At 40.3% G+C, this 22667-nt stretch carries 19 protein-coding genes and 1 pseudogene; 2 read left to right on the top strand and 18 right to left on the bottom strand.

The features are described 5' to 3' along the window. Positions 1–7: 7 nt before the first annotated feature. The 11 genes from alaS to gpt form a co-directional block, all read right to left on the bottom strand. Entirely contained in the window at positions 8–2635 is a 2628-nt protein-coding gene (gene alaS / locus Xind_RS15920) for an alanine--tRNA ligase (RefSeq protein WP_047679745.1), read from the bottom strand. A 317-nt stretch (positions 2636–2952) separates the two neighbouring features. Continuing rightward, entirely contained in the window at positions 2953–4029 is a 1077-nt protein-coding gene (gene recA, locus Xind_RS15915) for a recombinase RecA (RefSeq protein ID WP_038263203.1), read from the bottom strand. Positions 4030–4153: 124 nt separating this feature from the next. Then, positions 4154–4657 carry a nicotinamide-nucleotide amidase gene (gene pncC / locus Xind_RS15910; RefSeq protein WP_047679747.1) on the bottom strand — a complete coding sequence of 168 codons (504 nt, stop codon included), beginning with the start codon at positions 4655–4657 and terminating at the stop codon, positions 4154–4156. A 25-nt stretch (positions 4658–4682) separates the two neighbouring features. After that, positions 4683–5879: a lysophospholipid transporter LplT gene (lplT, locus tag Xind_RS15905; RefSeq protein ID WP_047679749.1), complete on the bottom strand. Its 1197-nt coding sequence runs from the start codon at positions 5877–5879 to the stop codon at positions 4683–4685. Between the two features lie 4 nt (positions 5880–5883). Next, a complete protein-coding gene (gene aas / locus Xind_RS15900) occupies positions 5884–8031 on the bottom strand; it encodes a bifunctional acyl-ACP--phospholipid O-acyltransferase/long-chain-fatty-acid--ACP ligase (RefSeq protein WP_187649551.1) in 2148 nt (715 codons plus the stop codon). Between the two features lie 144 nt (positions 8032–8175). Continuing rightward, a complete protein-coding gene (gene aroL / locus Xind_RS15895) occupies positions 8176–8706 on the bottom strand; it encodes a shikimate kinase AroL (RefSeq protein WP_047679751.1) in 531 nt (176 codons plus the stop codon). A 164-nt stretch (positions 8707–8870) separates the two neighbouring features. Next, a complete protein-coding gene (gene proA, locus Xind_RS15890; RefSeq protein ID WP_187649508.1) occupies positions 8871–10124 on the bottom strand; it encodes a glutamate-5-semialdehyde dehydrogenase in 1254 nt (417 codons plus the stop codon). Positions 10125–10134: 10 nt separating this feature from the next. Continuing rightward, on the bottom strand, positions 10135–11238 hold the full coding sequence (proB, locus tag Xind_RS15885) for a glutamate 5-kinase (protein WP_047679755.1): 1104 nt from the start codon (positions 11236–11238) through the stop codon (positions 10135–10137). Positions 11239–11470: 232 nt separating this feature from the next. After that, entirely contained in the window at positions 11471–11860 is a 390-nt protein-coding gene (gene crl / locus Xind_RS15880; RefSeq protein ID WP_047679757.1) for a sigma factor-binding protein Crl, read from the bottom strand. Between the two features lie 73 nt (positions 11861–11933). Further along, a complete protein-coding gene (gene frsA / locus Xind_RS15875) occupies positions 11934–13181 on the bottom strand; it encodes an esterase FrsA (protein WP_047679759.1) in 1248 nt (415 codons plus the stop codon). A gap of 180 nt (positions 13182–13361) precedes the next feature. Then, positions 13362–13817, bottom strand: a complete 456-nt coding sequence (gpt, locus tag Xind_RS15870; RefSeq protein WP_047679761.1) for a xanthine phosphoribosyltransferase — start codon at positions 13815–13817, stop codon at positions 13362–13364. Between the two features lie 255 nt (positions 13818–14072). Between gpt and pepD the strand changes: the two genes are divergently transcribed. Further along, positions 14073–15533, top strand: a complete 1461-nt coding sequence (gene pepD, locus Xind_RS15865; protein WP_047679763.1) for a beta-Ala-His dipeptidase — start codon at positions 14073–14075, stop codon at positions 15531–15533. Positions 15534–15606: 73 nt separating this feature from the next. On the opposite strand, the gene dinB is transcribed toward pepD, so the two are convergent. Next, on the bottom strand, positions 15607–16662 hold the full coding sequence (dinB, locus tag Xind_RS15860; RefSeq protein WP_187649509.1) for a DNA polymerase IV: 1056 nt from the start codon (positions 16660–16662) through the stop codon (positions 15607–15609). Positions 16663–17088: 426 nt separating this feature from the next. Further along, positions 17089–17829 (bottom strand): ester cyclase, encoded by a 741-nt coding sequence (locus Xind_RS15855; RefSeq protein WP_052189406.1) that lies wholly within the window; start codon positions 17827–17829, stop codon positions 17089–17091. 260 nt (positions 17830–18089) lie between these two features. Between Xind_RS15855 and Xind_RS21800 the strand changes: the two are divergent. Continuing rightward, positions 18090–18250, top strand: a pseudogene (locus Xind_RS21800) (IS30 family transposase); the annotation flags it as partial. Between the two features lie 114 nt (positions 18251–18364). Here the strand turns inward: Xind_RS21800 and Xind_RS15850 are convergent. From Xind_RS15850 to Xind_RS15830, 5 genes are all read right to left on the bottom strand, one after another. Further along, positions 18365–18802, bottom strand: coding sequence for a MauE/DoxX family redox-associated membrane protein (locus tag Xind_RS15850; RefSeq protein WP_047679767.1), 438 nt, complete (start codon positions 18800–18802; stop codon positions 18365–18367). Between the two features lie 100 nt (positions 18803–18902). Beyond that, positions 18903–19325, bottom strand: coding sequence for a carboxymuconolactone decarboxylase family protein (locus tag Xind_RS15845; RefSeq protein WP_047679769.1), 423 nt, complete (start codon positions 19323–19325; stop codon positions 18903–18905). Between the two features lie 58 nt (positions 19326–19383). After that, positions 19384–20502 carry an FAD-dependent monooxygenase gene (locus Xind_RS15840; protein ID WP_052189408.1) on the bottom strand — a complete coding sequence of 373 codons (1119 nt, stop codon included), beginning with the start codon at positions 20500–20502 and terminating at the stop codon, positions 19384–19386. A gap of 44 nt (positions 20503–20546) precedes the next feature. Further along, on the bottom strand, positions 20547–21908 hold the full coding sequence (locus Xind_RS15835) for an aldehyde dehydrogenase family protein (protein ID WP_047679771.1): 1362 nt from the start codon (positions 21906–21908) through the stop codon (positions 20547–20549). A 33-nt stretch (positions 21909–21941) separates the two neighbouring features. After that, positions 21942–22592: an SDR family NAD(P)-dependent oxidoreductase gene (locus Xind_RS15830; protein ID WP_420856076.1), complete on the bottom strand. Its 651-nt coding sequence runs from the start codon at positions 22590–22592 to the stop codon at positions 21942–21944. Positions 22593–22667: the final 75 nt, after the last annotated feature.

Genomic DNA, 22667 nt, shown 5'->3' with positions numbered 1-22667 from the left:
ATATTAACTACAACCGCAATATTACCCACTCTTCTACACTAGCTAATGCGGAAGGAAGAGCTGCTACATCTGTCCCACCAGCCTGAGCCAGATCAGGACGTCCTCCTCCTTTACCTCCAACTTGTTGGGCAACAAAAGAGATTAAATCACCCGCTTTTATTCTAGCAGTCAAATCCTTTGTTATACCAACAATTAGGGAGACTTTATCACCAGTCACAGTAGAAAGCACAATAATTGCTGATCCTAATTGATTTTTCAGATCATCAACCATCGTTCTGAGCATTTTGGGTTCAACTTCACCCAACTGTGTCACCAGTAGACGAATACCTTGGATATCTTTCGCTTGGTTAGCCAAAGAAGAGCTTTCTTGAGCTGCCTGCTGAGATTTCAACTGTTGCAACTCCTTTTCCAATTGTTTCGTTCTATCCAGCGTCGTTTTCACCTTCTCACTCAGACTACTGATATCCCCCTTCACCAAATGAGCTATATCTTGCAATAATTCAGTTTGTTGATAAATAGAATTTAGTGCAGTTTGCCCTGTAACTGCTTCTATACGGCGGATCCCAGCGGCTGTGCCTGATTCACTGATAATACGGAACAACCCGATATCACCGGTACGACTTGCATGAGTTCCACCACACAACTCAGTAGAAAAATCGCCCATGCTCAATACACGTACTTGCTCATCATACTTTTCACCAAATAGTGCCATAGCACCTTTGGCTTTTGCTGTTTCCAAGTCCATTAATTCTGTAACAATTGGTAAATTTTTGCGAATTTCTCCATTTACCAGATTTTCTACTTGACGAATTTGTTCTGGCTTCATTGCTTCAAAATGGGAGAAGTCAAAACGCAGATACTTATCATTTACCAAAGAACCTTTCTGAGAAACATGCTCTCCCAGAATTTGACGCAATGCTGCATGTAATAAGTGAGTAGCAGAGTGGTTCAAACGAATTGTATCTCTGCGCACTGCATTAACTTTGGCATCAACTGTACCATTAACGCTCAGACTACCATTTGTCAATTTACCAATATGACCAATTGCCTGACCATATTTCTGGGTATCAACAACTTCAAATGTACTTTCACCGCAGAAGAGCTTGCCTGTATCCCCGACTTGTCCGCCAGATTCAGCATAGAAGGCCGTCTTATCAAGTATAACGATCGCTTCTTCACCAGCATGAAGTTGCTCAACTGGCTCTCCATGGCGATAAATAGCCGTTACAGCCGCTTTTTGAGAGTTATGTTCATAACCAGAAAAATCGCTGTGGCTATCAACTTTGATTACTTCATTGTAATCAGTACCAAAACCACTGGATTCACGAGCACGACGACGCTGACTATCCATTGCAATCTCAAAGCCCGCTTCATCAACCTTAATATTGCGTTCACGACAAACATCCGCAGTCAAATCAAGAGGGAAGCCATAGGTGTCATATAAGCGGAAAGCAGTTTCACCATCTAAGGTATCACCAGACAGTTGCGCCAGTTCTTCATCCAGTAATTGCAGGCCACGTTCCAAAGTACGGGCAAATTGCTCTTCTTCTGTTTTTAATACCTGCTCAACTAATGACTGTTGACGTTGCAGTTCTTCACCTGCTGCCCCCATAATTTTGATCAATGGAGCAACCAGCTTATAGAAGAATGTCTCTTTAGCTCCCAACATATTGCCATGACGAATAGCACGGCGAATGATACGACGAAGCACATAACCCCGATTCTCATTCGATGGAATAACACCATCGCAAATCAGGAATGAGCATGAACGGATATGGTCAGCAATAACACGTAGGGATTTATTAGTGAGATCAGTTGCACCCGTCACTTCTGCTACTGTAGCGATCAAATCACGGAACGCATCAATTTCATAGTTGGAATTCACATGCTGCAATACCGCAGCCAAACGCTCCAAGCCCATGCCGGTATCAACGGAAGGTTTTGGCAAAGATTCCATTGTACCGTCTGCATGACGGTTAAACTGCATGAAAACGATATTCCAGATTTCAATATATCTGTCACCGTCTTCTTCAGGACTACCTGGAGGCCCACCCCAAATATGTTCACCGTGATCGTAAAAAATTTCTGTACAAGGACCACAAGGGCCTGTATCCCCCATTTGCCAGAAGTTATCTGACGCATAAGGAGCACCTTTATTATCACCAATGCGAATAATTCTTTCTGCTGGAACACCGACTTCTTTGCTCCAGATATTGTAGGCTTCATCGTCTGTCTCATAGACAGTCACCCACAATTTCTCTTTTGGCAGATTGAACCACTCTGCTCCTGTCAGCAATTCCCAAGCGTATTTAATCGCATCTTGCTTGAAGTAATCACCAAAACTGAAATTACCCAACATTTCAAAGAAAGTGTGATGACGAGCGGTATAACCAACATTTTCTAAATCGTTGTGCTTGCCGCCAGCACGAACACAGCGCTGAGCCGTTGTTGCTCGAGTATAAGGCCTTTTATCCAACCCAAGAAAAACATCTTTGAATTGGTTCATTCCCGCGTTGGTGAACAACAATGTTGGATCATTGGTTGGCACCAACGAACTACTTGGTACTATTTGGTGCCCTTTAGTGTGAAAAAAGTCAAGAAACGCTTGACGGATCTCAGCGGTGCTTTTGCTCATAATTGTCCCGAAATCAAGCTGAAAAAACAGAATAATGGATGGTTGAGGTGGAATATCTCATCACCATTTCAACTCACGAACACATTAAAATAGGGTTAAGATAGAGTGTCTTCCATAAGAAGTAAAATCCCATATAAATCCATTCGCTTTTCAGCATTGTAATTCGTCTGGACATTTTCTGAAAGTCTGTTTGTCAGACCAGTTTCGATACAATCATTTCCAATCGTATTTATGCCTACATAAAAGCAAAAACCACACCCAAACCGGATGTGGTTTTTGACGGAAACAATTTGTGATGATCACAAAGTGAAAAGTGATTAAAATTCTTCGTTATTCACTTCTTCGACGTTGTCTTCATAATCAGTGACATAATCAGAAGCAGCGCTACTGAATCCACCTGCATTATTCAACAGCAATTCACGCAGTTTTTTATCCAGTTCAGATGCAACTTCTGGATGCTCTTTCAGGTAAATTGTGGCATTAGCTTTACCCTGACCAATTTTGTCGCCGTTATAGCTATACCATGCCCCCGCTTTTTCCACCATTTTGTGTTTAACACCCAGGTCGATAAGCTCACCATAAGTATTAATACCTTCACCATACAGGATTTGGAATTCAGCTTGTTTAAAAGGTGCAGCAACTTTGTTCTTAACGACCTTCACACGAGTTTCGCTGCCGACAACTTCATCGCTGTTTTTCACAGAGCCAGTACGACGGATGTCCAGACGAACAGATGCATAGAATTTGAGTGCGTTGCCACCGGTTGTGGTTTCTGGATTACCAAACATCACACCAATTTTCATACGAATCTGGTTAATAAAGATCAGCAATGTATTGGAGTTTTTCAGGTTTCCTGCCAGCTTACGCATAGCCTGGCTCATCATACGAGCCGCCAGCCCCATATGTGAATCACCGATTTCACCTTCGATTTCTGCTTTTGGTGTCAACGCAGCAACAGAATCAACCACAATAACATCAACGGCACCAGAACGTGACAAAGCATCACAAATTTCTAACGCTTGTTCACCAGTATCAGGCTGAGAACACAGTAAGTTATCAATATCCACACCCAATTTTTTGGCATAAACCGGATCAAGGGCATGTTCGGCATCAATAAAAGCACATGTTCTGCCTTCACGCTGAGCAGCAGCAATAACCTGAAGGGTTAGCGTTGTTTTACCAGACGATTCAGGCCCGTATATTTCAACAATACGCCCCATTGGCAAACCGCCCGCACCTAAAGCAATATCTAGTGACAGTGAACCAGTAGAAATGGTTTCAACATCCATTGAACGGTTTTCGCCCAGACGCATGATAGAACCTTTACCAAATTGTTTTTCAATTTGGCCCAGTGCCGCTGCTAGTGCTTTTTGTTTGTTTTCATCGTTAGCCATGTTTACTCCTTCGTAAGCAATGAAGTGAAGGGGCTGCCCCACTGCTGATAAACTGTTTCTGATACCATGTTTATATAATCAAAGTGCTGAAACCAATTATACTGTATAATCATACAGCATCAAGTTAATTTTTTATGATTTCTTCCAGCAATGTTTTTAAAGAAAAAATAACTGACTGAAGCCGTACAGAGTAACGATCACCAATAAAAAGCCGACGATATGATTTCATGTATATATTTTCACCATCACGAACAGCAAACCCAAAATAGACTGTACCTACTGGTTTTTCTTCGCTGCCACCGTCTGGCCCTGCTACGCCACTGACTGAAATAGCAAAATCTGCTTTAGCGACTTCCAACGCCCCTGAAGCCATTTCTTTAACAACCTGCTCACTGACTGCGCCAAACTGAGCCAGAGACACATGCGATACTCCCAGCATTTCATGCTTGGCATCATTACTGTAAGTTACAAAACCACGATTAAAATAGGCTGAACTACCAGCAATATCTGTGATCGTCTTAGCGATCCATCCTCCTGTGCAGGATTCTGCACAGGTTATGGATAATTGTTTCTGGCGTAACCTTTTCCCAAGTTCAATACTAAGCTGATTCAGGATTTTTTCATCCATAGTACGCCTTTAACTCTATAAGAAATTAATTTTTCTGAAACAGATCCCAAATCCACAACCCGCCGATTGCCAAAGAAAATAAGATACCAAACCCAACACCTATAGCAATGACGGACATTCCTGACATGATGGAAATTAAGTACAGTCCTAACATAATCAGCATTGCGCTGTTTTCACCAAGATTCTGTACCGCAACAGCTTTACCGGCTCCCATTTCATGCTTCCCATGTTCCTGCAACAATGCATTCAATGGCACGACGAAAAGACCACCAAACACACCAAGCGTAATCAGGATTAAGTATGAATGCCATATTGATTGTTGAATGGCAAAAATGATAACAATAACACCGATCAAAATTCCGGCAGGCATACAGCGACGCACAGTTTTCAATGTAATAAACCTTGCAGCCAAACCCGCTCCTACAATAATACCAATCGCAACAACTGCATTCATCAAGGTTGGCGTTGTATTACCTTCAATTCCCAGTACGATAGGTACCCATGCAACCAACAAAAAGCGAAGGGTAACACCAGCTCCCCAGAACAGGCTAGTTCCAACTAAAGAGAAACGGGTTTCGGGGTTTCGCCAAAGGGCAGAAGTAACAACAATAAAATCCACCAGCATTGCTTTAGGAGCCCAACCTTTCCCCTGGCGGGCTGCCGCCAAACGAGGAATATAGAAATTAGCTACCACAGCTGCACTATACATAAAAGCGCATAGCCCTAATGCAAGAAACAGATTGAAATCAGAGAGAAAGCCACCTGCTACAGAACCAATCAGAATCGCTGCAATTGTTGATGCTTCCATCATGCCATTAGCTTTAACCAAATGCGCACCATCAGTCAATTCGCCCAAGATTCCATATTTAGCAGGTGAATAAGCTGCTGCTCCAATTCCCACAAGGGTATATCCCAGAAAAGGGTTCATATCAATGCAGATACTGACAGCACCCAGTAATTTGATGCCATTGGAAAAGAGCATAACCCGGCCTTTCGAAAACCGATCAGCAATTTGCCCCACAAAGGGAGCGAGTACAATATAAGTCAGCACGAAAACAATTTGTAGGGCTGGCAAGCTCCATCCCGGATACGACTCAGCCTTCAATTGAGCTAATATAGCGAAGAATAGTGCATTATCAGCAAAAGCAGACAGAAACTGGGATAATAAAACTGCCTTCATTCCTCGATTTAACAATGGTTGTGTCTCCACAGTCCCATGCATTTCCTTACTCCTGCTCTGCCATTTCTCTTAATGTGACAAAATCAGGTTTGCCACTACTAAGTAAAGGTAATTGCTGCACATAGCGAATATCTCGTGGAACTGCCAGTTCAGGCATACCAATTTCGCGTGCAACAACTAACATCGCATTTCTGTTCAGTACTGTATCTGTCGTGAACAGCACCAGAGCTTCACCTTTACTGTAATCGCTTCTGGCCGTTGCTGCATGCAGAGCATCCGGTGAGATCCTTGACGCAATTTGCTCTACGGCTTCAAGAGAAATCATTTCACCTGCCAATTTAGCAAAACGCTTCACACGCCCTTTAATCGTACAAAAACCCTCTTCATCAATGGAGACAACATCACCTGTATCATACCAACCAAGCTGTAGATTCCCTTCAATATCTTCTGCTGCGGGTGGTTCAAGACGATCCGGAGTCTCAACCCGCAGATAACCTTTCATGATATTCGGGCCACGCAATTGCAGACGTCCACCCTCTTCAATGCCTGGCACAGGCAGTAAGCGCGCTTCCATACCCGGCAAAATCCGTCCAACTGTACCTACTTTGGCAACCATCGGAACATTAATTGCCACAACAGGAGCACATTCTGTCACGCCATAACCTTCCAGAATACGGATGCCAAATTTATCCTGCCAAACACGTTTGGTGTTTTCTGACAGTTTTTCTGCACCTGCAACGACATAGCGCAAGCGGGCAAAATCATAAGGGTGGGCAAAACGGGCATAATTACCCAAGAAAGTTGAGGTTCCGAACAGAACCGTACAGTTTTGGTCATAGACCACTTCAGGAATAACACGATAATGCAGTGGATTTGGGTAAAGGAATACACGGCTTCCCGTCATCAAAGGGGTAAATAACCCGACTGTCAGCCCAAAGGCATGAAACAGGGGCAAAGATGACATAAAACGATCCTGTGGAGTAAAGTCTGCAATCGTTTTAATTTGCTCAACATTAGCTAATAAACTGGCATGACTATGCACAACTCCTTTTGGTGCACCTTCAGAACCTGAAGTAAACAGGATCAGCGCCTCATCTTCTGGTTTCTGTGAAGGCAGAATAGCTTTGGTTGGGAAAATTAAGTGCCAGAATATCCAAAACTTATCGTCCCGTGTGATGGTATCTTTCAGATCTTCAAGATAGACCCAATTCGCTTCGGTTACCTGCTCAGGCAAATGGGTTAACTGCCTTTTTTCCAGAAATTGACGAGAAGTCACAATGGTTTTGATTGTCGCCGCTTGTATGGCATTTTTAACACCACTGCTCCCCGCCGTATAGTTTAACAAGGCCGGAACCCGTCCTCTCAGCGATGCACCGTATATAGCAGCCGCCATAACAGTAGCATTAGGCAGTAAAAATCCTATTCTTTCACCTTCCTGAGTAAAACGTTCTAAGATCCGACTGACTGCCAATATTTTTTTCAATAGTGTGTGATAACTATCTTCTTTCAGTGCATTATCTTCAATACAAGATTTAAAACGTCCAAAACGCTTTTGAGCTGTCAGATAAGCACTGAATAACGTCTCTTTCGGACGTGTCTGCATTCTCACATCCATCATGACAGCATGCAGTTTTTCTCCCGCCAAACGGCGACGTATTGACGAATCCGGGGCATCAGGCATCGGAAAATCTATGGCAGGTAAAATCTTGATGGTAATTTTAGGGAACCAATGAAGTTTCATAACACCTTTCAAACGCCCAAAAATACTTTGTTCTGCACCATCAATACGGATAGGCACGACTTTAGCATCTGACTTAGCTGCAATGAATGCTGCACCATCATAAACTTTCATCAAAGAGCCCGTTACCGTGATCCGGCCTTCAGGGAAAATGACGATAGGTCGCCCATTATCGATCTCTTTAACCAGTGTTCTGATTGCCATTGGATTCGTTGGATCCAAGGGCACAACATCCGCATAGGGTTTAATAAATTTGAGAAAGCTCCGTGTCGCAATATTAGAATAAATAGCAAATACAGGTTTCACTGGCAGAAAAAGCCCAATCAAAAGACCATCCAAAAAGGAAATATGATTGGGAGTAATAATACATTTGGGGTGTTTGAGATGCTTATCATCACCTTCTACTGTAACTCTAAAGAGCACACGCACAAGTAATCGCAGAAACTTTAAGAGCATATCCATATATCAATCCATATCTCAATATAATTAAATAAAATTAAAGTGAGTAATAAGTAGAGTGATACTATAAGAGGTATAAATGATCTGAGATATAGAATTTATTACTCATATAAAAAATAAACGTAAAAATAAAAAAATATATCAAATTATCTGTTTGTATTGACTCAAAATATAACTTTTTATATCAAGAACGGTATTTTCTATTGGCAGGGTAGCATCAACAATAAAATGTGCACATTCACGATATAATGGCTCTCTTTCTGCCAACACTCCGGTTATTTCTTCCGTTATGGATTTCCCAGTCAAACTAGGGCGCTGTGAATTTTCTGGATTATGAGACAACCGCTCTATCAGAACTTCTACCGGGGCTTGCAGATAAATCACAATGCCATTTTGCCGCATATACAGCCGATTCTCAGCTGCTAATATCATTCCCCCCCCTGTAGAAATGACCCGGTTTTTCTGGCTAACAGCTTTTAATGTTTGGCTTTCCAATTTCCTGAAGTAGTCCCAACCACGTTGCTCAACGAGGTCAGCAATAGTCATCCCACATGAAATCTGAATATTTTCATCGGTGTCAACAAATTTATACGCTAACACTTCAGCTAACAAATTACCTATTGTCGTCTTCCCTGCACCACGTGCACCTACGATAAATAGAGTTTGCTTCATTGTATTGTTTTTCCTGAAGGTCTGAGCCATTAAAGTTGAATACAAAATATAGTAACTAAATGTTTACACTTATGTAAAAATATATTTTTACCACGTTAAAAGCCACACTTAATGGTAAGTGTGGCCTGTTCTGAATTAAAAATTACTAAAACAGAATATTGCCATTAACGACGGGTAAGGTAATCTCCGTAACCGATCCATTTATAAGTCGTCAATGCATCCAGTCCCATTGGACCTCTGGAGTGTAGTTTCTGGGTACTGACAGCAACCTCTGCCCCTAAACCAAACTGACCGCCATCAGTAAAACGTGTACTGGCATTTACATATACAGCTGAAGAATCCACATGACGAATAAAATAGTCTGCATGCTGTAAAGACTCTGTCAAAATAGCATCCGAATGGGCTGTACCATAAGTACGGATATGTTCAATAGCTTTATCAATATCGTTGACAATTTCCACATTCATATCCAATGATAGCCATTCATCGCAATAGTCTTCTTCTGCCACTTCAACAACGTTTGCCGGGCCATCTTTCAGTAACGCCATAGCTGACGCCCCGGCATGCAGTGTTACCTTCTGCCCTTTCATTCTGATACTTAATGCTGGCAGAAAGTCTGCGGCTATCTTCTCATGCACCAAAAGAGTTTCCAAGGCATTACAGGCGCTTGGGCGTTGAACTTTTGCATTGGTGATAACTTCCAACGCTTTTTCGAAATTCACATGCTCATCAACAAACGTGTGACAAACGCCAATTCCTCCAGTGATAACTGGAATAGTGGACTGTTCTCGACAAAATTTATGCAACCCGGCACCACCTCTAGGGATCAGCATGTCAATATAGCGATCCATTTTCAATAATTCGGCAACTAGTTCACGATCAGGTTTATTAATCGCTTGAACCGCCGCGGCAGGTACACCACTTTGTTCTAATGCCTGTTGGATCACTTTTACCATTGCCTGATTGGTATGATGGGTTTCCTTACCACCACGTAGTATCACGGCATTCCCTGTTTTCAGGCATAATGATGCTACATCAATAGTGACATTGGGACGAGCTTCATAAATTACGCCAATTACACCAAGAGGAACACGGTGACGGCTCAGCTGCAACCCATTATCCAACAATTGTCCATCCATCACCTGCCCCACAGGATCAGCTAATCGACAAACCTGACGCACATCATTAGCAATCGCTTTCAACCGTTCAGGGGTCAGCAATAACCGATCAAGCAATGCCTCATTCATATCCTGTTGACGGGCTTGTTCCATATCTTGCTGATTAGCAGCAAGGATATCTTCTGTTTCCTGCTCAAGTAAATCAGCAATATGACTCAACACCTGATTTTTCTGACTGGTGCTCAATTGAGCCAGTTGCCATGATGCTGCTTTAGCTGCTTTTCCCATCTGCTCTAGCATGGTGGAATCCTTAACTTACGATCATATCATCACGGTGCACAGCAACTGCACCATATTCATAACCCAATATCTGGCAGATTTTCTGTGAATGGTGACCGGCAATCAGGCGTAAAGCGTCACTGTTGTAACGACATACACCATGGGCTAACTTCTTGCCGGATAAGCTACAGATGCGGACAACTTCACCACGGGAAAAGTCACCTGCAACACTTCTTATCCCTTTCGGCAATAAAGAGCTGCCTTTCTCAAGAATGGCAGATTCTGCACCATCATCGACAATGATTTCTCCCGCAGAAGGTGCACCGAAGATCCAGCGCTTACGATTTTCCATCGGACTGGCCAAGCCATGAAAACGTGTACCAACCGATTTGTCCTCAATCACATCAGCAACGACATTGGCTCTATTACCCGCAGCAATAATCACATCAATTCCGGCACGACCTGCAACACCTGCGGCCTGAAGTTTTGTTGCCATACCGCCAGTTCCAAGACCTGAAACGCTATCCCCGGCCATCATTTTGAGTTCATCGCTGATATCATGCACTTCATGAATAAGTTCCGCATTAGGATTATTACGAGGATCGGCAGTATATAGCCCTTCAATGTCTGTCAGAAGCAACAATTTATCCGCACTACCCAGAATTGCCGCCAAAGCAGAAAGGTTATCATTATCACCCACTTTGATCTCTGCTGTTGCAACTGCATCATTCTCATTAATGATAGGGATAATCTGATTATCAAGTAATGCATGAAGTGTATCCCTTGCATTCAGGAAACGTTCACGATCTTCCAGATCTGCTCGGGTTAACAACATTTGGCCGACATGAATACCATAAATGGAGAAAAGCTGCTCCCATAATTGGATCAATCGGCTTTGCCCTACAGCAGCAAGCAACTGTTTTGAAGCAATTGTTGCCGGTAGTTCTGGATAACCAAGATGTTCCCGACCTGCGGCAATGGCACCGGAAGTTACAATAATAATACGGTGACCTTTCTCATGTTGCTGCGCGCATTGCCGAACCAACTCCACCATATGGGCACGATTTAAACGACGGGAACCACCAGTCAGTACACTCGTCCCCAGTTTCACAACCAATGTTTGACTGTCATTCATCATATTCCTGCCATTACCATTCATTTGAAAAATAAATAAGACACAATAAATTTAAAAAACAGAGCTCAGTTTTAGCAGGAGAGAAGCGTCATGCCAACTGGCATAACGCAAAATTCAAAAAAAGTTGATTTATACCCTTAATTCATTAGGTTGCTTTCTTATTGATTCCATTTATTTATGATCCTGATACAACTTAAAATTTATCAGGTATAAAACAAATTCATGCCAAAATTTAGATCTGAGGAGTGACAGTGTTGTCAGATGGAATTAGCGTCAGTTTGAAGATATCAAGAGAATCGGACAGACGTTTGTGAAACGCCTGTAATGTTGATTCAAGATGCTTAAGATCAGCTTCTTTTTTGATACTCATTGGTTGCCACTCACCATGTTTATCAAATAGACCTATCTGATAGTTATAAACAAACCCTTTTTCCTGTAATTCCAATTCTAACCACCAGCCCCAAAACTCCCGTTTTTCTGGTGCTGCTTTTGCACTCACACAGACAGCCAGGCAATCAAAAAAGAAGTAATCATTTTGGCATCTTAGTTCGCGTAAATAGGGCCCTAATGCAGAAAAACTCTTTAACAACTTATTTCTGGAATAACTTGCGGGTACAGTCATACAAAGGTCTCCTTTATAAACAGAAGCACATTTGTATCAAATGATTAAAAAATTTCAACTATTAAATTTAAGTTTAGTCAACTTTATCTTTCAACCATACACTTGATTCGTGTAATGCCCGACTGAAACCACTGTAAACAGGCGTTGACGGAATTGCCAATAAAGAGCCATCCATTGATGATCTAGCAATAAGTTTTGAGTCTTCTCTTGGACTGAAAATATCATCCTTCCAATATACTGAAAACATTGGCACAGAACAGCGACGCCCCAGTAATCCTTGATTTTTCAAAGAATAACAGCTCAGTTCTAAACGCAGAGCAGCTTCATCAACATGGTAAACGCCCAGACGACTGGCAAGTACATCTTTGTACATTGACGGAATTTTCTGCTGTAACTTTTCATCATGCAATAGTTCATGAACAACCGGGCTGACCACAGCCACTCCCTTAATAAGATGAGGTTCCAGATACGCGAGACGAACAGCAATATTGGCACCAAAACGAAAACCAAAAATGCCCACTCTTGTATGATCAATCCACGGAACAGTTTTTAATTGTTGCAATACTTGTTGATGAAGAGCGCAGGTATCCTGTGTCAATGTAAACTTGGCTGAATAACCTACAGAAGGCATATCCACCGTCAGCATTGCAAAACCTAGCGGTGAGAAATGTTCCCGAAACAATCGCCAACAATCACTTTGCAAACTATCAAGACTGGCACAAACAAGTATTGTCGGACACGGTTCCTGAACATCTGGAGGAATATGCAGTAAACCAGTAACGGTTTTACCCTCTTCTAACTGAAATTTCAGTTTTTTCAACTGATAATCAGAGAAATGTGCTGCATTTTCATAAGCTTTATTAGCCAGGGCAACAGCCTGATCTGCCAATTCGTCACCACGCAGATGGGGATACGCAGCAATGCTGTATAACATTGAGGCTTTTAACCAACACTCACTGGCTTCAGAGCCCTGTTCAGCATGCTGTGCTTTCTGCTGCCAGAACATAGCCTGTTGTGACCATTCAAAGGCCCAATTCCCTTTACGATAGCCAATCACTGTGTCCAATAAATGGTCATGACTACGCTCAGCATTTGTCACCGCAATCCTGCTGAGAACATCTTGAATTTCCAGCGGATTAATCCCCCTCCAGATCCAAGCGAGCCAGTTAATCATGCGATACCAGCGTTCTTGGCGTTCTCCACTGAGCACTTTATCACTGGCATCAGTCACTTGTGGACAAACGTATTTTACCAATGTAGAAGTTTCCCGCTGTTTAACCTGAGGTTTAAACAGCGATTCTGAAAGGTTATGTTTAGTCATGGCAAAAGAAATTTATTACTGCTTATCACAAAAATACCCAATAGATTTCGAGTTGCATTGCAGTAGCAATAGAAAAATCCCCAGGCGCATAGGTAACTAAACTATATGACTGGGGTAGCTATGAAGAATAGCGCAACCAATTAAAGAGCAACTTGCAAGATGAGAGGTATAGTATAATTATTATTCACAGATAGGCGGGATAAACATTACGCCCATATCCCACGGCTGTTCAATCCATGTGTTTTGAGGAATATCAACCACATAATCATCCACTAACGGACGGCCTGCAGGTTTGGCAAAAATCGTCACAAAGTGCGCTTTGGGATACATCTCACGGATCGCCTGAGCAGTGCCTCCGGTATCAACCAAATCATCAACGATGATAAAGCCTTCTCCATCTCCTTCGGCTTTTTTCAATACCTTTAACTCACGCTGATTATCATGATCATAGCTGGAAATACAAACTGTATCCACATGACGGAGCCCCAGTTCACGAGCCAATAATGCTCCAGGTACAAGCCCGCCACGACTTACAGCAATAATACCTTTCCATTGCTCTGCGGGAAGTAAACGTTGTGCCAGTTTACGGGCATGTATTTGCAACATATCCCACGTTACGACATATTTTTCGCTCATAAAATTTGATCCTGGAAACTAAGAAAATCTCAGAAAAGAGTTTGTTGCGGAATAAAGGTTGCGCGAGATTATAGTGAGTTAGGCAAGCAAAAACCAGCAAAAACAAGGTACATCCTGATTGCGCATTATCCACAAGAAAATGGTATTCTCAGGCAAGAGCATAGACACTGGGCAGCTCAAGATGATACAAGCCCCCGATATGTCAAACATTATATACTTCCCATTTCATCAAGATGCAGTTACAGGAGATCTGACGTGTCCGAATTATCAACACTATCCCCTCAGCCATTATGGGATATTTTTGCTAAAATTTGCTCCATTCCACACCCATCCTATCATGAAGAAGAACTGGCCTCTCACATCATTGAATGGGCCAAAAACAGAAATTTCCATGTTGAGCGCGATGAAGTCGGTAATATCCTGATTAGAAAACCGGCCACAAAAGGCATGGAAAACCGCAAGGCGGTAGTACTTCAAGCTCATCTTGATATGGTTCCTCAAAAAAATAATGATACACAACACGATTTTACGAAAGATCCCATCCGTCCTTACATTGATGGTGACTGGATAACGGCTGAAGGTACAACATTAGGGGCAGATAATGGTATTGGTATGGCTTCCGCCTTGGCAGTACTGGCAGACGAATCTGTCAAACACGGCCCGCTGGAAGTTTTACTGACCATGACTGAAGAAGCAGGTATGGATGGTGCATTTGGCCTTCAACCTGACTGGTTGCAAGCTGATATTCTGATAAATACTGATTCAGAAGAAGAAGGCGAAATCTATATGGGTTGTGCAGGCGGTATTGATTTTGTCTCAACGATGACACTCTCCCGCGAGTCTCTGCCAGCAAACTATCAAACTCTGCAACTAACGCTGAAGGGCTTGAAAGGCGGTCATTCCGGTGGTGATATCCACTTAGGATTAGGTAACGCTAACAAATTACTGGCTCGTTTCCTCGCTACACATACAGAAGAACTTGGCCTGAGATTGATTCATTTTCAGGGAGGGACACTGCGCAATGCTATTCCTCGTGAAGGCTCTACTATCATTGCCGTGCCAACAGAGCAGCGCCAAAAGCTACATCAGTTAAAAGATGATTATTTGGAAACATTGAAAAATGAATATGCGGTTTCTGACACGAATTTGACTCTCTTATTGAACAAAATTGAAACTTCATCACCCGCATTGACAGAAGACTGCCAGTCTCGCTTTATCTCTATGCTAAACACTATGCCTAACGGTGTTATTCGTATGAGCGATGTCGCTAAAGGTGTTGTAGAAACATCCCTGAATGTAGGCGTTGTTAATATGGAAGCAGACAGAGTGGAAATTATCTGTCTGATCCGTTCATTAATTGAAAGTGGTAAAGCCTATGTTGCCGGGATGCTGAATTCTCTGGCAAAACTGTCCGGCGCAGAAACAACAGCAAGTGGTGGTTATCCTGGCTGGCAACCGGATGCCAATTCTCCAGTTATGCATTTAGTCCGCGAAACTTATCACCAATTGTTCGACAACATGCCGAATATTATGGTGATCCACGCAGGTTTGGAATGTGGATTGTTTAAAAAACCGTATCCAGATATGGATATGGTCTCCATTGGCCCAACCATTCGAGGTGCACATTCACCTGATGAAAGGGTTCACATTAAGAGTGTTGATCAGTATTGGCAATTGCTGACTGCCATTCTGAAATCAATTCCGGTGAAAGAGTAGTAATGCCTGCATTCCCCTGTTCACAGGCAGGGGAATATTCTTTCTTACATGCTTTCCCCCATAACAAGCAGCATTACCATTCTAACAATAACTGACGTTCCAGTTGTGGATTCTGTAATGTCACATGCAGACCAACTAACCGGACACCCCGGCCTTCTCTGCGAATTTCCCAAGCCTGTCTGGCGATCCGAAGCAGATCCTGTTTATCTAATAGAGGATGGACATGCTCCTGTGTCGTCAGTTGAAAATCATCAAATTTTAATTTAATGCCCTGACGAGCAATACGCAGATCAGGCTTAACCTTTCCCAACCGCTTTTCCAGTTCAGGGTAAAGTTGTTCAATTAATTCGGCACAATCACGCCAATCATGAATATCCTGCGCCAGTGTTTTTTCTACACCAACAGATTTACGTAAGTGCTCAGGCTTGATTAAGCGTTCATCAATACCATGACAACGCTGCCAAAGCGCTAAGCCAAATTTCCCTAATTTTTTTATTAACTCTAACTTGTCATAGCGTTGCACATCCACACAGGTTTCCAAACCTATCCCCGATAATCGATTAGCCGTTACTTTTCCCACGCCGGGAATTTTGTGCAATGGTAAAGATTTCACAAACTCTTCAACTTGTTCAGGAGCAATCACATACTGACCATTGGGTTTATTGATATCTGATGCAATTTTGGCCAGAAATTTAACGGGTGCAACACCTGCCGAAGCAGTTAGTTGCAACTCCTCAAAAATGACCTGACGAATCTCTTTAGCAATTAACGTAGCGGAGCCATAACAATATTGGCAATTCGTTACATCCAGATAAGCCTCATCCAGAGACAAAGGTTCAATCAATTCGGTATAACGGGAAAAAATCTGGCGGATATGTTGAGAAACTTCTTTATAGAACGCCATACGTCCTGAAATCACTTTCAATTGAGGACAAAGTTTTAAAGCCATTGAGGTAGACATAGCACTGTGTACGCCGAAACGGCGGGCAGGATAATTCGCTGTACTGATAACACCTCGCCTGTCAGCACTGCCACCAACAGCAATAGGAATATCGCGAAGTGATGGGTTATCCCGCATTTCAATAGCAGCAAAAAAGCAGTCCATATCAATATGAATAATCTTGCGCATCAGATCTCTCCACGACAAAGAAACTGTATAAATATACAGTCGAAAATCATAACACGCTACTTTTTTTAACCATTTTTATCATACAGGCAAATATCAACCTGCATTTCACTATTATTATCTGTCTAATAAAAGATTTATTTCAAATAACAGGTTAATCAAAATAATTTATTACTTACTTTAATCAGAACAAAAAACAGACTGTAATTTGGGATCATGATTCCAACTTATTGATAGTGATGAATGTTCAGATAATACCCAATAATTCGGTCATGCATTTCCATGGATACATAACCTGAAAATCAAGCGTCAGCAAGTCACCTGGTTCGAATCATGACCGACGTGAAACATTCACGGTGGCTGGAGATCATATTGTTATCAAATATCTGTCACAATTGCTTAGTTCAGATTAAATTATTATTGGGTAGTTTAATATTTAAAATATTTATTCCTTCTTATGCGAATTATTATAAGCAATCCAACTCTAACCATAATTTCAATCGCATGACACTCAATAATGAACTCCATAAGCATTTTTTTATTACTAATACCAATGACTTCGAACGCTCTTTTTAAGTGAGTCTGTACGGTACTGTTTTCTATAGATAATAACCTTGCAATATCTTTGATAGACGTATTTAACGTAGAAAGGGCAAGGCACTCTATTTGCCGATAAGACAATTGATGTCCTAATATTTGATTGATTAAATTATATACCTCAATATTTTTTATATCAAAAACTGGAGAATATGATGAATTTGTCAATTGTAAAATAATATTTTTTATATCAGTCTTTGTGTGATAATGGATAATTTTCCCATCAGTGAAAACAATTTTTGTTGTTCCCCGATAATTAACCTTTTTTCCGGTTGCAGAAATTGAATAAAACTCACCAAGATGTTCTCCTTCAATTTCCCAATCAATAATAATATCTCTATTGTGAGCGCTGATATTGTTCTCTCTGTATACTAAATAAGGAAAAGCCCTGTACCAAATTTTCAATAGTGTTATAAAAGAATCAATACCAACTGAAGTTCCAGTAGGACTTTCAATAATTGTATCATTATCCATCATTTTTATTGATTTATCTGTGGGATTTTTTAGAACCCAAACTTCGTGCATAAAATACTTGGCATTAGATATATTTTTTTCTCTTTGTTTAGTAGTCATAAAGTTATACCTGGCTGATTCGACAAACTAATAAGTGCTATTTTTCAAAAGAGCGGTTAGTTGCTATAACAGGCATCTTTTCTACCACAGGGAAATACACTATGTCCTATACACTATGTCCTATACACAACTGACTGAAACAGAAAGATACCATTTTCCCAGTTTAAAAAAAGCAGGTTGTTCACATCTTTTCATTTACGCGTCATTCAATCGAAATTCACACCTGCCATCAATCGGGAGATGAAGAGAAATCAGAATAAATCAGGCAATATTTTCCAAAGAGAACTGATTTTAATGAATTAACTGATCAGAAAATAAATTTTATTGTAAACCGCTTAAATGATTACTCCAGAAAAACACAGCATGCTAAAACACCAAATGAATTATTAAGGAAATACAAGCACGTTTACTACCAGATTAACAATGTTGTACTTATTATGTAATCTCACCGAATCTAAATATAATTAAAATAATTTTGGTACTGTATTACACAATGCAGTACCATTTAGTTATTATCACTATTTGATCTATTAATTTAGATAATTTTATCTTCACTCATTTTTAATTTTTCAAAAAAATAAAGTAGAAGGGCACAAGAAAACGCAGATAAAACACTATAGTCAAACACACTTTTTAATAAGCCGGTTGTTGCCATTGCGATGGCAAAAATTAATAGCAGGATTGCACTTATCAATGCACTTTCTTTGATTTTAAAGCCTACCATTAGGCATATTGGTAAAATGATTTCCAAGAGAGTAACTCCCCAGCCCAAAATAGGGATCATAAAATCAGGTGCCCAAGGGTTTAAACGTTTAACAACGTCAAGGAATACAGTGAAGTTACCCCATGTAATTTGCTCTTCACCATATCCACTATGAAAACCCAGTCTGTCAGCAACTGCGACTAGAAATGCAATAGAAAGTGAGTAACGTGCGATTAACATTGCATATCTTAATTGATTTCCACTTAACATAGGATTTCCTTTAGTCGTGAAACTATCATGTCTTATGAAAATAATATTCATAGAATATATTATTTAACACATCAACTAAGTTGCAAATAATGGAAATTTACTACCCATTATCTCCAATGCTTACTGCCATTCTATTCAAGGCATTCATGACTGATATAGCAGCAGTCAGATCAACAATTTCTTTTTCTGAAAAAACCTCTTCTAAACGTTCTCTGATAGGGTCAAGATTTTTTTTCTTAATGCTTGTTGTTAGCGCTTCACACCATTCTAATGCCAATATTTCTTTCGGACTATAGATATTGGAATTAAACCAGCCTGGTAACTTATCGAACTTTTCCTCTTTTATACCTAGTTTACGCCCCATTTCTGCATGGAGCCTGCAACAGTAAGCACAACCATTAATTTGTGAGGTTCGCATTTCAACTAAAAGAATAAGCGAGTGATCTAATTCAGTTTTCTGTATTTCATCATAACTTTTATACAGTGGGTTTATTATTTTAGGGGATATTTTTGCGTAATTCATTATAACCTCTGTTTACTATTTTATAAAATTAAAATATAAAATACATTCTCTTTATATATTATTGTAACAGATTTATAGAAAGATCATCTTGTGAAATTCTACCACTTCTCAAAAGTAAAGAGATAGAAAATTGTAAAAAGTCATTTGAAATTAATGAATCAACATTTTCAAACCAAGATTGAGAGTTTTTTGCTGCTATATGTAAATTTAATGATTCATTTTGCCGGCACTGTTGGTAATGTGCAAGGTTGGTCAGATCTAATCTATTGCATGACCTTAAATTTTCCGCTAGTGCAATTGCATCTCCTATTGCTAACTTTGTTCCTGAACCGATAGAAAAATGTGTAGAATGCGCAACATTTCCTAGCAAAACTTTTTTATCGTGATACCAAATTTTGCTTACGGGAGAAACAAAACGACGCCAATAGATTTTTTTTCTAAATATATCATTGAATTTTAATGGATGGCCATGTAAATGTCGGTAAAAAGTTTTTTCCAAAAAATTTATTGTTTGCTTTTTATCCATATATAAAAATCCTGTTTTTATCCAAGTTTCATGTGAACATTCAACAATAAACGTAGAACAATTTTTCTCAAACTTGAAACAATGCGCCCAAAACCAACCTGTTTCTGTTTGTTCGAAAATAAAATTAAAGGTATTATTAAAGAGTTGTGAAGTTCCTAACCATAAATATAAATTATTTCCTTCATGAAGTACTGTATTAAATTTATTTTCTAACTGATTTCTTATTTTACTGTTGGAACCGTCACTTATAACCGTCAGATCAGCGGAAAGCTTAATAAGATCTTCATATTTTAATGAAATATTAAAATGTATTTTGATACCAATATCCTGTGCTCTTTTTCTCAGAATATTGACCATATTTAATCGACTGATAGCAAGAAGTTGTTGCTTGGATGAACGGACTATCTTTCCTCTAATGTGAATATCAATATAATTTAACGTTAAAACATGAGACCTGAGTTGTTCAACAATAATAGGATCAATTTTGGCTAATTGTTGTAAAATTGATTCAGAAAGTGTAAGCCCCCACCCGGTTGTAACGTTTGGTAAATGACGTTCATATATAACAATTTCATGATGGTGATTATGCATTTTTGTAAGAATGGCAAACACTAATCCGGCAGGGCCTGCACCAATACACTGTATTTTCATTTATTTTCTTCCCAAATTATTTAAATTTGAAAGATTCAGATACATCATTGTAAGCCATACGCAACACGTTTAATGTTGACTAAGTGTTTCCAGATGATCGGATCAGTCGTATGGTTGCTGCCAAAAGTTCCGCTACCTTGCATAAATGATATAGGGAGCTCAGTTGTTTCTCCAAGCATGCCATGTGTTGCCGCAGTATTCACCAAAATCCTCCCGGCAGGCATAGCGAGCGAGAATTGATGAATTTCATCGGGATCTTCACTATGTATTACGGCTGTATGACCAGCGCCTTCTTTACAAATTAACGAATAAGAGAGGTCAATACCATTTTCTTCATTGGCAGTATATAACGTTAATATTGGTGCCATTTTTTCATTACTGAGAAAATTATATCTCCCTAATTCAGCGGGTATAACAAGCAATTTAATTGGATAATTGCGCGATAAATGAGCTTTTTCTGCCAATGATGCGGCATTAAGACCAATATTTTCCCGCTTCAGATATTGGGTCTCTTGGTTAAATAACATTTGGATAGCTTGTTCAATTTCACTGTCTGTCAAGATAGCTGCACCATCTGCTTCTAAAGCTATGATCAGGTCATTTCTACAGGCAGGATGTGTTATAAGATTACTTTCTGAGCCACAAACTATACCATTATCATACATTTTTCCCTTAACAATATTGGCAGCAGCTTTTTTGATATTAGCGGATCGCCCAATATAAACCGGAACATTGCCAGGCCCCACACCAAATGCAGGCTTACCTGAACTGTAAGCTGCATGGACTATTGTTTTCCCCCCTGTAGCAAGGATCATATCTACACCAGGGTGCTGCATTAACATATGAGTTTTATCGTGACTTGGCGGTGTACAAACCTGAATCAATGAAATCGGCAAACCATGGGAAACAATAGTCTGTTGTACTAACTGAATAAATTCACTTGCTAATTTATCTGTTTTGGCCGGATAGCTGAAAATGATAGCATTGCGAGTTTTGAGAGAAAGCATGATTTTGAAAAGTGAATTTGGAATTGGATTGGTTAATGGAACAACAGCAAATATCAATCCTACCGGACTGGCATATTCAATGAGTCTTTGGCTTCCATCAAGGCGACCGTAGGTTTTGGTGCCATATAATCCTTTAAATACTTGATTAACAACTAATGCTAATTTGTGTTCTTTATCATCAGCATTGCCGATATGTGTTACAGTAAGCTCTTTTTCGGCCCATTGACGGCAGCGGGAGGAAAAGATTTTAGCTAAATCGTGCAGAACATTATCAATCTCTTCATCTGAGCATTTTTCAATCTCTTTTTGAGCCTCCCTTCCTTGGTAAATTAATGTATCTATATAAAGAGTTGTTTCAGCTTGGTGATCAGAGATATTAATATTTTCTTTTTTTGTCATGTTATTATCCTCAATATTGTTTATTTTATAAAGTTACCAATTGATAGGTTGACGAAATGCATAGAAATGCCCATGTTGTGTTCTGTCTTTATCTAAAGCGAGCCAAACAGCGGTATCAGCACCGTCAGCAGCAGAATTAGGGGCTTTTCGTGAATCAATTTGACTGTCTAGAGTGGTTCTGCACCAACCTGGGCTACATACACTGACAGAGATATTCGAATCGCGCAGCTCTTTGGCCCATTGTAAAGCAAGCATGTTTAAGGCTGCTTTAGAGGTGCGATAGGCCGGACCTTCAACCTTGTTGTACTTTGAATGGGGATCGGCTGCTTGAGATAAGGCAGCAAGATCAGTAGATATAAAAATCAGCCTGGCTTCTTTTGAACGTTGGAGTAAAGGTAAAAATGCCTGAGTGACAAGCCAGGGACCGATCAAATTGACCGCTAGAGTGTTATGAATACTATCCAGAGATGTTTCACTGGGTTTTTGAATTGAATCCAAAAAGATTCCTGCATTATTGATAAGCACATCAATAGTTGTATTATTACTAAGCATTAAATTTGCAGCAGATTTTATAGATTCTTGGTCCGTAACATCCAAATGTAATAGCTCGGCAGTAATTCCCCGTTGGGTTAATTGTAAAACACTTTTTTCAAGAGCTGATAAATAAGCTTTCATAATAACGATACACTCATTTTTCTCACTCCCGGCTGTTGCCCTGATGAAAAGGCGGTCATAAATTCTTCAACGCACACTAAGAGT

It is taken from the genome of Xenorhabdus indica, assembly GCF_014467235.1.
Classification (GTDB): Bacteria; Pseudomonadota; Gammaproteobacteria; order Enterobacterales; family Enterobacteriaceae; genus Xenorhabdus; species Xenorhabdus indica.
Note: the sequence above shows the minus strand (reverse complement) of the source record. Positions and strands in the feature narration are given on the sequence as shown.